The organism is Sorangium sp. So ce1036, assembly GCF_051369805.1.
In the GTDB taxonomy this organism is placed as follows: Bacteria; Myxococcota_A; Polyangia; order Polyangiales; family Polyangiaceae; genus Sorangium; species Sorangium cellulosum_F.
Window position 1 is genome coordinate 3834702 of record NZ_JBBMOX010000001.1, and the last position, 12343, is coordinate 3847044.

Annotated in this window: 15 protein-coding genes; 6 read left to right on the plus strand and 9 right to left on the minus strand. The window is 74.7% G+C overall.

Going from position 1 to position 12343, the window contains the following annotated elements:
* Positions 1 to 118 precede the first annotated feature (118 nt).
* Complete coding sequence (locus tag WMF31_RS14750; RefSeq protein ID WP_436602554.1) at positions 119 to 1588, plus strand: thioredoxin family protein; 1470 nt, start codon at positions 119 to 121, stop codon at positions 1586 to 1588.
* Positions 1589 to 1685: 97 nt separating this feature from the next.
* Here WMF31_RS14750 and WMF31_RS14755 read toward each other — a convergent pair whose 3' ends face one another.
* The 3 genes from WMF31_RS14755 to WMF31_RS14765 form a co-directional block, all read right to left on the minus strand.
* On the minus strand, positions 1686 to 2093 hold the full coding sequence (locus WMF31_RS14755; RefSeq protein WP_436602555.1) for a Kazal-type serine protease inhibitor family protein: 408 nt from the start codon (positions 2091 to 2093) through the stop codon (positions 1686 to 1688).
* Between the two features lie 86 nt (positions 2094 to 2179).
* Entirely contained in the window at positions 2180 to 2932 is a 753-nt protein-coding gene (locus WMF31_RS14760) for a hypothetical protein (protein WP_436602556.1), read from the minus strand.
* A gap of 47 nt (positions 2933 to 2979) precedes the next feature.
* Positions 2980 to 3825, minus strand: coding sequence for an aldo/keto reductase (locus WMF31_RS14765; RefSeq protein ID WP_436602557.1), 846 nt, complete (start codon positions 3823 to 3825; stop codon positions 2980 to 2982).
* 261 nt (positions 3826 to 4086) lie between these two features.
* On the opposite strand from WMF31_RS14765, the gene WMF31_RS14770 reads away from it, so the two are divergent.
* Complete coding sequence (locus tag WMF31_RS14770; RefSeq protein WP_436602558.1) at positions 4087 to 4944, plus strand: SCE4755 family polysaccharide monooxygenase-like protein; 858 nt, start codon at positions 4087 to 4089, stop codon at positions 4942 to 4944.
* On the opposite strand, the gene WMF31_RS14775 is transcribed toward WMF31_RS14770, so the two are convergent.
* The gene (locus tag WMF31_RS14775; RefSeq protein WP_436602559.1) at positions 4936 to 5877 is read right to left on the minus strand and encodes a PP2C family protein-serine/threonine phosphatase; all 942 of its coding nucleotides are present in this window, start codon (positions 5875 to 5877) and stop codon (positions 4936 to 4938) included. The genes WMF31_RS14770 and WMF31_RS14775 overlap by 9 nt on opposite strands.
* A gap of 98 nt (positions 5878 to 5975) precedes the next feature.
* Here WMF31_RS14775 and WMF31_RS14780 point away from each other — a divergent pair, with 98 nt between their 5' ends.
* A complete protein-coding gene (locus WMF31_RS14780) occupies positions 5976 to 6308 on the plus strand; it encodes a hypothetical protein (RefSeq protein WP_436602560.1) in 333 nt (110 codons plus the stop codon).
* On the opposite strand, the gene WMF31_RS14785 is transcribed toward WMF31_RS14780, so the two are convergent.
* The 5 genes from WMF31_RS14785 to WMF31_RS14805 all read right to left on the minus strand — a co-directional run bounded on the left by WMF31_RS14785 (position 6292) and on the right by WMF31_RS14805 (position 10420).
* Complete coding sequence (locus WMF31_RS14785) at positions 6292 to 6909, minus strand: glutathione S-transferase family protein (protein ID WP_436602561.1); 618 nt, start codon at positions 6907 to 6909, stop codon at positions 6292 to 6294. The genes WMF31_RS14780 and WMF31_RS14785 overlap by 17 nt on opposite strands.
* Positions 6910 to 7119: 210 nt before the next feature.
* Positions 7120 to 7899 carry a YkgJ family cysteine cluster protein gene (locus WMF31_RS14790; protein WP_436602562.1) on the minus strand — a complete coding sequence of 260 codons (780 nt, stop codon included), beginning with the start codon at positions 7897 to 7899 and terminating at the stop codon, positions 7120 to 7122.
* Positions 7896 to 8603: a uracil-DNA glycosylase gene (gene ung, locus WMF31_RS14795; RefSeq protein ID WP_436602563.1), complete on the minus strand. Its 708-nt coding sequence runs from the start codon at positions 8601 to 8603 to the stop codon at positions 7896 to 7898. Before ung ends, WMF31_RS14790 begins: the two co-directional genes overlap by 4 nt.
* Before the next feature lie 7 nt (positions 8604 to 8610).
* Positions 8611 to 9243: an endonuclease III gene (gene nth, locus WMF31_RS14800; protein WP_436602564.1), complete on the minus strand. Its 633-nt coding sequence runs from the start codon at positions 9241 to 9243 to the stop codon at positions 8611 to 8613.
* 37 nt (positions 9244 to 9280) lie between these two features.
* The gene (locus WMF31_RS14805; RefSeq protein ID WP_436602565.1) at positions 9281 to 10420 is read right to left on the minus strand and encodes a penicillin-binding transpeptidase domain-containing protein; all 1140 of its coding nucleotides are present in this window, start codon (positions 10418 to 10420) and stop codon (positions 9281 to 9283) included.
* Between the two features lie 126 nt (positions 10421 to 10546).
* Here WMF31_RS14805 and WMF31_RS14810 point away from each other — a divergent pair, with 126 nt between their 5' ends.
* From WMF31_RS14810 to WMF31_RS14820, 3 genes are all read left to right on the plus strand, one after another.
* Positions 10547 to 11035, plus strand: a complete 489-nt coding sequence (locus tag WMF31_RS14810; protein WP_436602566.1) for a hypothetical protein — start codon at positions 10547 to 10549, stop codon at positions 11033 to 11035.
* Between the two features lie 97 nt (positions 11036 to 11132).
* Positions 11133 to 11600, plus strand: a complete 468-nt coding sequence (locus WMF31_RS14815) for a hypothetical protein (protein WP_436602567.1) — start codon at positions 11133 to 11135, stop codon at positions 11598 to 11600.
* A gap of 122 nt (positions 11601 to 11722) precedes the next feature.
* A complete protein-coding gene (locus tag WMF31_RS14820) occupies positions 11723 to 12115 on the plus strand; it encodes a DUF4180 domain-containing protein (RefSeq protein WP_436602568.1) in 393 nt (130 codons plus the stop codon).
* Positions 12116 to 12343 lie beyond the last annotated feature (228 nt).

Here is a 12343-nt window from a genome sequence, read left to right on the forward strand (position 1 = left end):
GGCCGCTGCGCGGCCCGAACACAGCGCGGCGCTGGCCGCTGCGCGGCCCGAACACAGCGCGGCGCCGGCCGCCCACCCGGTCCTGTCGCGTCCGCCGCGGCCGGGCTACGCTGCCGGCGTGCGTCACCCGGCCCCGCTCCGCGTCCTCGCCCCCGCTGTCCTCGTCCCGGCCGCGCTCGCCCTCGCCGCCTGCGCCCCCGCGCCGCCGCCGCGCGCGCCGGCCCGCACGGCCGCCACGTCGCCCCCGCCCGCCGCCGCCGCGCAGCCGGCCCCGAGGCCGGAGCCGGCCCCGGCGCGGCCGCCGCTCGAGTTCATCCGCGACGACCTGCCCCGGGCGCGCGAGAAGGCCCGCGCCGAGGGCAAGGCGCTGTTCGTCGATGCGTGGGCGCCGTGGTGCCACACCTGCCTGAGCATGAAGCACCACGTGCTGATCGATCCGTCGCTCCGCCCGTTCGCCGATCGGGTGGTGTTCGCCGAGATCGACACGGACCGGCCGGAGAACGCGCCATTCCTCGAGCAGCACGAGGTGACGGTGTGGCCGACGTTCTTCCTGCTCGATCCGGTGAAGGGGGAGGTGATCGGGCTCTGGCGGGGCGCGGCCTCGGTGCAGGAGCTGCGCGACGTGATCCGCGACGCGCTGCAGCTGATGGACGCGCAGGCCGCCTCGGCGCTGCCGGCGGACGCTCCGGACCGGCTGCTGGTGGAGGCGAAGCGGGCGCAGAGCGCCGGCGCCTACGCCGCCGCGGTGGCCGCCTACGAGCGCGCCCTCTCGGGGGGAGGGAGGGACTGGTCGCGGCGGAGCGACGCGCTGCTCGGCCTGCTGTCGACGCTCTACCGCAAGAAGGACGCGGCGGCGTGCGTGGCGCTCGGCGAGGCGCACGTGGGCGAGGTGCAAGGCGCGGCGCTGCCCGCCGACTTCGCGAGCCTCCTCCTGTCCTGCGCGGCGGCGCACCCGGACCCGTCCGCCCAGCGGGCCGCGCGCGAGGCGGCGGTGGCCCGGCTCCGGTCGATCGTCGAGCGCCCGCCCGCCGACTCGAGCGCGGACGACCGGGCCGACGCCTGGGGCCTGCTCGCCCAGGGCCTGGCGGCGCTCGGCGCGGTGGACCGGGCCCGCGCGGCGAACGAGGCGAAGCTCGCGGTGCTGGAGCGGGCCGCGAAGGAGGCGAGGACGCCCGATGCGGCCGCCGCGTACGACTACGGCCGGGCAATGGCGTACCTTTCGCTCTCGCGCGGCGAGGAGGCGGTCGCGATGCTGGAGCAGCGCGAGGCCCAGATGCCCGCGGCCTACGAGCCGCCGGCGCGGCTCGCGCAGGTGCTCCACGCGATGGGCCGCGACGAGGAGGCGCTGTCCGCGGTGGAGCGCGCGATCGCGCGCGGCTACGGCCCGCGCCGGCTGCGCTACCTGAAGCTCCGCGGCGAGATCCAGCAGAAGCTCGGGCGCGGCGCGGAGCAGCTCGCGACGCTGCGCGAGGAGGTGGCCGGGTACGAGGCGCTCCCGAAGGGGCAAGCCAGTAAGGCGGCGCTGGACGACGCGCGCCGGCGGCTCGCGGAGGCCGAGAAGGCGCAGCGCGGGAAGAAGCGGCGCTGAGGCGGCTCGCGGCGCCGCTCCCCGGGAGGGCGCGCTTCAGCGGTCCACATCCGGTTCCAGTGATCCGCTCGTCGGCGTGCCCCCGGGCGACGCGGTGCTAGTCGGCGATCTCGAGCTCGGTCTCCCAGGGCGCGCTGCACGAGGCGCCTTCCAGGACATCCACCCCGGCCTGGTGCGCGGCGCACGCGTTGCAATAGAACTTGCGATCGCACCCGCAGACCCCCGGGCAATCCTCCGGGCAGCCCCCGGGCCGGGCGGTGCACCGGCCCTCGCTGTCGAAGTGCCCGCACGAGTCGTCCGGGTAATCGCAGAGCTCCGCCGGGCCGCAGGTGCCGCCGCTGCGCCCGCCGCAGACGCGCGGCGCCCCGCCGCCGGCCCCGGTCGCGCTGGCGCTCTGGGCGGCGTCCGCGCCGCCGGCGCCGCCGCCGCCGGACGGGGCGTCGACGGTGCCGCCGCAGGCGGCGAGGAGGATGGCAGCGAGGAGCGAAGGAAGGGCGCGGCGCATGGCCGCATCGTGCCATATCGGGGCGCCGGGGGGGAGCGTCGAGCGCTCGCCGCGACGCGCGCGGGCGCGCGCTGCCGCGACGGCGGTCACAGGCACCCGTTGTAGATGGGCACGCTGGTGGCGCGCAGGTGATGGTCCTCGACGCCGTCCGCGAACGTGATGGTGATGTCCACGTCGAGGGTGCAAGGGATCCCGACGGTGGGGCTGTCATCCCACGACACGCTCCCGTCGAGGCGGTCCACGTCCGCGGACAGGAGCCTGGCGTCGTCGGGGAACGGGAAGCCGCAGTCCGCCGCCCGTCCCGTGAAGTTCAACCTGCTCACGCCCCAGCTCACCGGGAGCGCGACGTCCTCGTTCGGCTCGTTCTCGTGCGGCGACACGAGCACGAGCCGCGTGCACCGGTTGTCCTCCACATCCGCCTTGAACAACGAGAGCGCGTCGCTCCCGCCCGTCTCGTAGTACGCGTGGATGCACGTGGTCTCGTTCGAGACGTTCACGCCGGCCGCGTGGGCGAGGCACTCGTTGCAATAAACCTTGCTGTCGCACCCGCACACGGGCGTGCACCGCTCGGGGCAGCTCCGCGGCGCGGGACGGGCCACGCACTGGCCCTGCTCGGCGCCGGCGCCGCAGCTCCCGTCGGGGTGCTCGCAGAGCTCCATCTCGCCGCAGGCCGCCTCCTCGCTGCCGCCGCAGGCGACGGGCGCCCCGCCGCCCTCGCCGCCCTCGCCCCCGGCGCCCTCGCCCGGCGCTCCTCCGCTGCCAGGCGAGGGGTCGTCGGTGCTGCCGCAGGCGGCGAGGAGGAACCCGAGGAGAAGGGAGCCCAGGAGAGCGCGGTTCATGGGCGGACCATGCCATGGCACCTGGGCGGCGGGCGAGCTTCCGCGCCCTACAGCGTCGGGAGCACGCCGCGATCCGGGCCGAGCGGGAACGCCGTGTCGATCCGGGCGAGGTCCTCGCTGGTGAGGCGCAGATCGCCGGCGGCCGCATTGTCGAGCGCGTGCTCGGCGCGCGCGGCCTTGGGGATCACGAAGACCGGCTGGCGGCGGAGCAGGAAGCGCAGCGCGACCTGCCGCGGCGTCGCGCCGTGGGCGGCCGCGATCGACGCGAGCACCTTGCCCCCCATGCTGTCCGGCGCCGGGAAGCGCCCCGAGCCGAAGGGGCTGTAGGCGACGACCGCGATGCCGTGCCGCTCGCAGAGCGGCAGCACCCGGTGCTCGATGGCCCGCTCGAGCAGGTGATAGAACACCTGGTTGCAGGCGATCTCGTTCGGTCCGGCGAGCGCGATCGCCCGCGAGAGCTCCGCCTGGTCGAAGTTGCTGACGCCGAAGTGGCGGATCTTGCCCTGGGCCCGGAGGTCCTTGAAGGCGCGGAGGGTCTCCTCGAGCGGCTCCGGGCCGGGCCAGTGGAGCAGGTAGAGGTCGAGCCGGTCGGTGCGCAGGCGCTCCAGGCTGCGCTCGCAGGCGGCGAGCGCGCCGGCGTAGCTCGCGTTCGACGGCAGCACCTTCGAGACGAGGAACACCTCGTCGCGGCGCCCTTCGATGGCCTTGCCGACGAGCGACTCGACCTCGCCCGCGCCGTACATCTCGGCCGTGTCGATGTGCGTCATGCCCGCGTCGATCCCCCGCCGGATCGCGTCGATGCAGGCGGCCTCGTCGGCCTCCTCCATCTGCCAGGTGCCCTGGCCGACGACCGGGAGCCGGATCTTCGTGAAACCGAGCTCGCGTTGCTCCATAGAACGATGTCCCTCCGCTTCCACTCGTTCGAGGACGGCACGCGCTCCCCTCCTCGTCCGAGGAGAGCCTCCGCCCTGTCTGGGATCGCTGAGCCCCTCGTGAAAAGCAAGCCCGGGCGCGCCCCGCGCAGAGCCCGGTCGATTGCGGTGCTCCGGTCCCCCGGCGCCATCATGACAGAAAATTCCTCGCTCGAGGACGACGCAGACAGCCGGTGAGCGGCTGTGTAGATTCGCCGGCACGAGCCTGGAGGAGATGGATCGATGCGCCGCTTGCTGATCGGATCGTTCGTGTTCGCCGCCGTGGTGTCGTTCGCCGGGGCGGGTCGTGCGCACATCACGCTCACGTCGCCTGCGCCGAGGCACGGCCCGGATCAGCAGAAGGTCTCGCCCTGCGGGGCCCGGGGCGACGCGCGGGGCGAGGCCGTCACCGTGTTCGAGCCGGGCGAGACCATCACGGTGGCGTGGGACGAGACGATCGATCACCCGGGGCATTTCCGGATCATGTTTGACGACGACGGATTCGACGATTTCCCGGAACCGGCGGACGAATTCGACCTCTGCGAGCCGGGGGTGGATCAGGGCTGCCTGCTGGACGGAATCGAGGACAAGCGAGGGGGATCGTATTCGGTGCAGGTCACGCTTCCCGAGATCGAGTGCGAGCACTGCACGCTTCAGCTCATCCAGGTGATGACCGACAGGAAGCCGGCCACCCTGTACTATGCCTGCGCGGATCTGGCGCTCAGGTCGTCCGGCGAGGATCCGGGCGCGGCCACGAGCAGCTCGAGCGCCGGCGCGGGCGGGGGCGCGGCGACCGGGGCGGGCGGGGGCGCTGCGACGTCCTCGAGCAGCGGCGCCGCGACCGGGTCGGGCGGGGGCGCTGCGACGTCCTCGAGCAGCAGCGCCGCGACCGGGGCGGGCGGGGGCGCTGCGACGTCCTCGAGCAGCAGCGCCGCGACCGGCGCGGGCGAGGAGGGCGTCGGCGGCTCCGGCCCGGGGTCGGGCGGGGACGACGGGGGGTGCAGCTTCGGCGGGGCGGGAGGCGCCCCGGCGCCGGCTGCGCTGGCGCTCGCCGCGCTGGGGGCTGTCGCGGCGCGCCGGCGGCGGCGCGCGCTACCGTGACCCTGCGCGGCGGACGTGGGGACGCCAGCGGGGCTGTTCGTCGAAAAACCGGATAATATCGATTATTTGAGGCCCGTCGTCGCCCGCCGGCGGGGCGAGCCACGGGCCGTCGAAGCGCGCGACCAGCACGGTCACGTTGTCGCCGCCGCCGGCGCTGAGCGCGCCGTCGATCAGCGCGCGGGCGGCCGCCGCGGGGTCGGGGTGGGCGCCGAGCGCCGAGGCGATCTGCCGCGGGTCGACGAGGTCGCTCAGCCCGTCGGTGCAGAGCAGCAGCGTGTCGTCGCGGCGGAGCTCCACGGCGGAGAGCGCGACGCAGAGGTGCTCGCGCAGCCCGAGCGCCTGGAGCATCACGCCCCGGTGCGCGAACGTCGTGGCCTCCTCGGGCCTCAGCTTGCCGCTGTCGAGCAGCGACTGGAGGAGGGTCTGGTCGCGGGTGAGCTGCGTGAGCGCGCCGCCGCGGAGGAGGTAGGCCCGGCTGTCGCCGACCTGCGCGACGAGCAGGCGCTCGTCGCAGAGCGCGGCCACGGTGGCGGTGGAGCCGCTGCTGCGGTGCTGCGCGCTCCGGCGGGCGTTGTCGAGGACGGCGCGCCCGGCCTCGGCGATCGCGTCGAGCAGCCACCGCCCGAGATCGTCGCTGGTCCGCGAGGAGGACCGGGAGAGGACCGCGTGGATCGTGCGCGCCGCGAGCCGGCTCGCCGCGTCGGGGGACGAGGCGCCCCCGGATCCGTCGAAGACGCCGAGCGCGAGGGCGAGCGGCGGCTCCACGGATACCTGGGCGGCCTGCGCGGCCGCGGGCCCGTACGCGAGCCCGCGCGCGAGGTCGCTGATCAGGAAGGTGTCCTCGTTGTGCTCCCGGCTGCGCCCCACGTCGGTCCGCGCCGCGAGGGCGATCGACGCGGCGCGCTCCGCGGTGGAGGAGCGGTACACGGGCATGCGACATCGTACTCCGAGGCCGCCGGCCGGTCGATGGGCCCCGCCTGCCCGCCGAGGCGCGCTCGACGTGCTGCGCGCCTCGTGCATGGAGAGATCGCATGACGATCCTCCCGAACCCCGAGCGCGCCTGGCATCGCGCCGCGCACCTGGAGGCCCTGTCCCTCGCCGAGATCGAGCGGCGCGTCGGCGCGCCGCCCGGCGATGTCGAGGTGCTCTCCGGCGGGCTCGCCAACGTGAACGTGCGCCTCGGGCCCGACCGCGTGCTGCGTGTGTACCGGCGCGACGCGGGCGCGGCGGCGAAGGAGGCCGCGCTGCTCGCGCGCGGGTGGAGGTCGTTCCGGGTCCCGGCGGTCCTGTCGGCCGGTGAGGACTTCCTCCTGCGGATCCTTCAGACCCTCGAGCCCCCGGCCGCGGTCAGGACGCCACCTTGACCCAGGACGGGCGCTCGCTGAGGCGCTTCCACCAGGCCGCGACGTGCGGCCGAGCGGTGATGAGCTCACCGGCCTTCGCCACCGCGAGGGCGTGGAGGTACGGCATCCAGGAGATGTCGGCGAGCGAGTAGCTCGAGCCGGCGAGGTAGTCCTGGCTGGCCAGCGCCCTGTCCACGACGTCGAGCGTCCTCGCGACCTCGGCGCTGGCCGCCTTGACCTTCTCCTCGTCGGTCTGCTGGCCGCGCATCGGCATGAAGAGCCGCTGCAGCATGATGGTGACGGCCGGCGTGGAGAGATACGACTGCTCGACGCTGATCCACTGCTCCATGCGCCCCCGGGCCCTGAGCTCGGTGGGCGTCAGCGGCGTGCCCGGGAGCCGCTGGTCGAGGTAGCGGATGATCGCCCTCGACTCGTAGATCGTGAAGTCGTCGTCCTCGAGCGTCGGGACCACGCCGAAGGGGTTGCGCGCGAGGTTCTCGGGGCTCTTCTGCTCGCCCTTCATCAGGTCGACGAGCACGAACTCCGCCTCGTGACCCTTCTCGGCGAGCACCGTCAGCACCTTGCGCGTGCACGTGCTCATGGGATGTCCGTAAAGCTTCATGGCGTCTCCTTGACCGATGTCCTGTGGCGCGGCGGCCGCCCCGCGGCGGCCCCTTGCGGCGCGTTAGCGTAGGCGGATTTCTCGTCCTGCCAACGGCCGGATGGCGGCGGTCCGGCGGCGGCGCGCGCTCAGGCTCCGCGGCGCGATGAGGCCTCGCGGCGACGCGCGCTCAGGCTCCGCGGCGCGATGAGGCCTCGCGGCGACGCGCGCTCAGGCTCCGCGGCGCGATGAGGCCTCGCGGCGGCGCGCCTCCTGCCACTCGGCGTCGCGCGCCGCGGCGAAGACGGGCAAGCGCGCGAGCCACCGCGCGCCGGCGTTCGGGCGCTCGAGCGCGATGCGCAGCGCGGCGATGAGCTCGAGCGGCGCGGCGTCGAGGCCTCGCTCCTTCGCGGCCCAGCCCAGGCCGGCGAGCACGGCGTTCGCGACCTCGTAGCTCGGGCGGTGCATGGGCGCCGTGGGGACGGCGTCGGGCGCGGCGAAGTGGCGCTCGCACGCCGCGGCGTCGAGGGAGCTCCAGCCCGCGCACACGATGGGGCGCACGGCGTGGACCGAGCACGCGCCGCGCTCGTCGAGGAGCGGGCAGGGGACCCTGGCCTCCGCGCGCTCGAGGCGGGAGAGGCCGCGGGTCGCGGCGTCGGCGGCGCGGACCCGGTCGAGCAGCGCGGCGATCTCGGCCTCGCTCCGGGACGCGCGCAGGTGGGCCGCGATGCGGAGGACCTCCGGCGCCATCACGAGCACCTTGCTGACGCAGCAGGTCGAGCAGCCGGCCCGGCAGGCGATGGGGCGATCGGGCGGCTCGGCCATGACCGCGGCCTGCTCCAGCGCCTCGGCGCGCGCGAGCGCGGCGCCCGCGGCCGCGACGGCAGAGGCCTCGGTGCGGGCGGCGAGCGAGGGCGCGAGCGCGGCGCGCTCGCCGTCGGCGATGCCCTCGAGCACGGCGGGGGTGTACCGGGTCGGGGCGAGCGGGAGCGAGCGCCTCCGCTTGCTCATCCCCGCGCCGCGCCGTCGAGGGACGCCGTCTCGGGCAGCCGCCAGTCGATCTCCTTCGCGCCGCGGGCGCGGAGGGCGGCGTTGATGGACGAGAACGGTTTGCTGCCGAAGAAGCCGTTCCGCGCCGACAGCGGCGAGGGGTGGGCCGCCTTGAGGACGGTGTGGCGGCGCGCGTCGATGAGCTTCGCCTTCTTCTGCGCGTGGCCGCCCCAGAGCACGAACACCACCCCGTCGGGCCGGCCGTTGACCTTGCGGATCACGGCGTCGGTGAACGTCTCCCAGCCCTGGTTCCGGTGCGAGTTCGGCGTGTGCGCCCGGACGGTGAGCACGGTGTTCAGGAGCAGCACGCCCTGCCGCGCCCAGGCGGTGAGGCAGCCGTGCTTCGGGACCGCGAAGCCCGGCACGTCCGCGAGCGCCTCCTTGTACATGTTGGCGAGCGACGGGGGCGGCGGGACGCCCGGGCGCACGGAGAAGCACAGCCCGTGGGCCTGCCCCTCGTCGTGGTACGGGTCCTGGCCGAGCAGCAGCACGCGGACGTCCTCGTACGGCGTGAGCTGGAACGCCGCGAAGACGTCGTCCTCGGCCGGGAAGACCCGGTGTGCTTTGCGCTCGGCCTCCAGGAAGCGCGCGAGCTTCTGGAAGTAGGGCTGCTCGAGCTCCGCGGCGAGCTCGCGGCGCCACGAGGCGGGCAGGTCGATCTTCATCGCGCGCTCAGACCCCTTCCTTCGGGCAGAGGTCGCTCATGCGGCACGCGGCGCACCGGGGCTTCCTGGCGACGCAGGTCGCGCGGCCGTGCAGGACCATGGCGGGGCCGAAGAAGGTCCACTCGGCCCTGGGGACGAGCTTCATGAGGTCTTCCTCGATCTGCTCGGGCTTGTCGCGCTTCGAGAGGCCGAGCCGGCCGCCGAGGCGGGCGACGTGGGTGTCGACGATGATGCCCGAGGGGAGGCCGAACGCCGTGTTCAGCACGACGTTCGCGGTCTTCCTGGCCACGCCCGGGAGCGACGTGAGCTCGGCCATGGTCTTTGGCACCTCGCCGCCGAAGCGCGCGACGAGCTCGCGGCAGGCGGCCTGGACCGTCCTCGCCTTCTGCCGGTAGAAGCCGGTCGGCCGGATCTCCTCCTCGAGCACCTCGATCGCCGCGTCGGCGTAGGCCTGCGCCGTGGGGTACTTCTTGAAGAGCGTGGCCGTGACCCGGTTGACGCGCTCGTCGGTGCACTGCGCGGCGAGGATGGTCGCGACGAGCAGGTCGAGCGGCGTCGTCCAGTCGAGCTCGTAGCGCGCGTCGGGGTAGGCCTCGCGCAGGCGCTGGAGGAGGAGGGGCACGCGTTCCTGGGTGTTCATGGGGCGTCGCAGGATACCCCGGATGGCGCCCGCCGCGTCAGCGCCGCTTGGCCACGAGGCGCGAGGGCCTCCGGCCGAAGTAGATCTCGAGCAGCTCGCGGCCGACGAGGTTCGCCTTGGTGCGCCACGCGAGGTCGTTGGCGAGCATCACGGAGACGGCGATCTCGGGGCGGTCGGACGGCGCGAACGAGGCGAACCAGGAGAACATCCGCGCCGGCTTGCCGCCCACGAGCGTGCCGGTCTTGGCGGCGACGCGCATCGCGCCGAGCGCGCGGGTGCCGTCCGGCTTCCGGAACGCCTTGGCGCAGGTGCCCCGCCGCGTCGTGACCTCGAGCATGGACCGGAGCGTGCGCGCGACCTCCGGCCGGAGCGCGCGCCCGTCCGTGATCCGGGGCGTGGGCGGGCCCTTGGCCCCGCGGGGCGGGGTGCCCTGGGGCGCGAGCAGCGTGAGCCGGACGCGCTCGCCGTCGTTGGCGATGGTCTGCATCGCGAAGAGCGCGCCGAGCGGGCTGAGGCGCCCGCTCCAGAAGCCCGCGGCGGCGCGGGCGAGGCCGAGATCGTCGGTCGGGACGCGGACCGCGCTCGGCGCGACCGGGACGTCGATGGGCACTTCGCCGTCGAAGCCGAGATCGCCGGCCTTGCGGCGCAGATCGTCGGGCGTGAGGTGCTTTCCGGCGAGGCGGGCGAAGACGCCGTTGATGCTGCGGCCGAGCGCCTCGCCGAACACGGTGCAGGTGGCGCCGCGCCCCTCGAGATCGCGCGCGGTGATCGCGCTCGCGCCGCCGGTGTAGCAGACGCGCGTCGCGGGGCTCACCTTGCCGGCCTCGAGGAGCGCCGACGCGGTGACGATCTTGAACAGGCTGGCGCTCGGGGCGAGCGGGGTGGCCACGAAGTCGCGCGGGCCGCGGCTCGCCCAGACCAGGATGCGGCCGGTGCGGACGTCGGAGGCGACGATCGCGCCCTCCGGGGCGCCGGAGCGGGCGAGGAGGCGCTCGGCGGCGCGCTGGAGCGCGGGGTCGAGCGTGAGGCGCACCTGCTTGCCCGCGCCGACCGTGGCGTGGACCGCGCCGTCTTCGACGTGGAGGTGACGGACGCCGGGCGGCGCGCTGGAGGCCGTCGCCGGCGCGACCCAGACGGCGACCGCGGCGGCGAGCGCTAGGGAGAGACGCGTTCGCACCGCGCCGAGATGCCAGGCGCCGCGCGGGAGGGCCAAGTTCCGCGCAGGCCGGCGGCCGCGGCCGCGCCGCCGGGCCGTCGCTGCGCTATGGTGCGGTCTCCCGGCCGGGGCCGGGGCCCCGCCGCCATGCCGCCGACCCGCCTGCTGCGCAGCGCCGAGATCCCCCAGGCCGACAGCCTCGCGAACGTGCGGCGCGTGCTCGAGGCGCTCTCGGGCGGCGCGACCGCGAACGAGCAGATCTCGGAGCAGACGGGCATCTCGCTGCGCCACGTCGGTTACGCGCTCGCCGCGGCCCGCGTCCTCGGCTTTCTCGGCGAGGACGGCGCCGCGGTCACGCCGGCCGGCCGCGCGCTGCTCGGCGTCCCGCCCGGCTCCCCCGACGAGCGGGCGCTCCTCAGGCGCGCGATCGCCGCGTGCCTCGTCGTGAAGGAGATCGCGCCCGATCTCCTCGAGCCGGCGGCGCCCACCCGCGAGGCGCTCGCGCGGCGCATTTACCGCTTCACGGCCGGCCTCGGGAAGGAGACGGCGCGCCGGCGCGCGCAGACGCTGCTCGCGTGGCGGACCCAGGTGCTGGAGCAGCAACTGCCCCTCTTCGCGAAGCGCCCGGGGAGGTGAGGTGCCGTGTCCGACAGGAGGGCAAAGAGGCGCTTTGCGCCGCTCGCCGGCCGGCCCTAAGCTCCGCCCCATGCCGCGCCCGGCGAGCCGTCCCTCGTTGCGTCGATCCAGGGCACCTCGTGCCCCCCGGCTGCTCCTCGTCGCGGCGGCCGCCGTCCTCGCGGCGGAGGGCACAGGCTGCGGCGCCGGGGCGTCCCAGGGCCCCGAGACGACCGCCGCGGCGATCGCGTCGATCGACGCGCGCCTGCGCGGCAGCTTCCGGCTCGTCCGCTTCGACCCCGAGGTCCCGCTCGAGCCGATGCTGGCGTCGATGCTCGAGTTCCAGTACGCGCACCTGGTCATCCGCTTCGACGGCCGGCGCATCCTCGCGGATTCGCCCGGCCTCCACGTCGACCGCGCCTACGAGATCCGCGATCCCGCGTGGGACCGGTTCAAGCTGGTCTCCTACGACGAGGCGGGGGTCGCCTACGAGGCGATATGCCAGTTCTCGGGCGACGGCGAGCTCGTCGTCCACGCGCAGACGCCGCCGTGGAAGGGCGTGGCCACGCTGCGCCGCGCGCCGTAGCGGCTGGAGAGGCCGGCGCGCGCCGCGCTGCCGCGTTTGACGGGCGGCCCTCGTTCCGGGTTACCATGGGCGCGGGCGCAGCGGATCAAGGATCTCGACCGGAGGCGCAGGAGCGGCATCCCATGGCAGCGACGGATCTGACGGTGGCCGACGAGAGCGGCGCGAAGTTCGTGGAAGGCCCTCCGGGCCAGGGGTTCATGTCGCGCGTCCGGGATGCCGATCGTGTGCTCGAGGCCTGCTTCGCGGCCAGGGTCCGGTGTGCCCTCCTCTATGCGGAGAACTTGACGGCTGCGTTCTTCGATCTCAGCTCGGGAGAGGCGGGGGCGATCTTGCAGAAGCTGCGAAACTACCGGATCCGGCTCGCCGTGGTGTGCCCGTCGGGGAGCGTGCAGTTCAGCAGCCGGTTCGGGGAGCTCCTGGCCGAGGAGCGCCGTGGCGACCATTTCGGCGTGTTCGAGACGCGTGAGGCCGCCACGGAGTGGATTCGCCTGACGTTCGAGGCAGATGCGATCTGACGTGGCGAGCGGGCTGGCGGGCGATCGCACGTGATTTGCGGCTTGAGCCGCGAGGTTCCGGCCTGCCCAAGCGGTCTCCCGCCAATGGGTCTCCGATCATCGCACTCGGCAGAACGTCTCCAGGCGCACGCGTTGGTGAGCTTTCCCGGCGAAAACTCTCCCTCGTGCTGAGCGGAATCGACGTGGTCCTGGGACGATGACGAGCTCTGGCCTCGGCTGCATCCCGCC

Bases quoted from the DNA above. Each gene is read 5' to 3' on its own strand.
- WMF31_RS14755 (WP_436602555.1), bottom strand. From the start codon at position 2,093: ATGCGCCGCGCCCTTCCTTCGCTCCTCGCTGCCATCCTCCTCGCCGCC.
- WMF31_RS14760 (WP_436602556.1), bottom strand. From the start codon at position 2,932: ATGAACCGCGCTCTCCTGGGCTCCCTTCTCCTCGGGTTCCTCCTCGCC.
- WMF31_RS14765 (WP_436602557.1), bottom strand. From the start codon at position 3,825: ATGGAGCAACGCGAGCTCGGTTTCACGAAGATCCGGCTCCCGGTCGTC.
- WMF31_RS14770 (WP_436602558.1), top strand. From the start codon at position 4,087: ATGCGCCGCTTGCTGATCGGATCGTTCGTGTTCGCCGCCGTGGTGTCG.
- WMF31_RS14775 (WP_436602559.1), bottom strand. From the start codon at position 5,877: ATGCCCGTGTACCGCTCCTCCACCGCGGAGCGCGCCGCGTCGATCGCC.
- WMF31_RS14780 (WP_436602560.1), top strand. From the start codon at position 5,976: ATGACGATCCTCCCGAACCCCGAGCGCGCCTGGCATCGCGCCGCGCAC.
- WMF31_RS14785 (WP_436602561.1), bottom strand. From the start codon at position 6,909: ATGAAGCTTTACGGACATCCCATGAGCACGTGCACGCGCAAGGTGCTG.
- WMF31_RS14790 (WP_436602562.1), bottom strand. From the start codon at position 7,899: ATGAGCAAGCGGAGGCGCTCGCTCCCGCTCGCCCCGACCCGGTACACC.
- ung (WP_436602563.1), bottom strand. From the start codon at position 8,603: ATGAAGATCGACCTGCCCGCCTCGTGGCGCCGCGAGCTCGCCGCGGAG.
- nth (WP_436602564.1), bottom strand. From the start codon at position 9,243: ATGAACACCCAGGAACGCGTGCCCCTCCTCCTCCAGCGCCTGCGCGAG.
- WMF31_RS14810 (WP_436602566.1), top strand. From the start codon at position 10,547: ATGCCGCCGACCCGCCTGCTGCGCAGCGCCGAGATCCCCCAGGCCGAC.
- WMF31_RS14820 (WP_436602568.1), top strand. From the start codon at position 11,723: ATGGCAGCGACGGATCTGACGGTGGCCGACGAGAGCGGCGCGAAGTTC.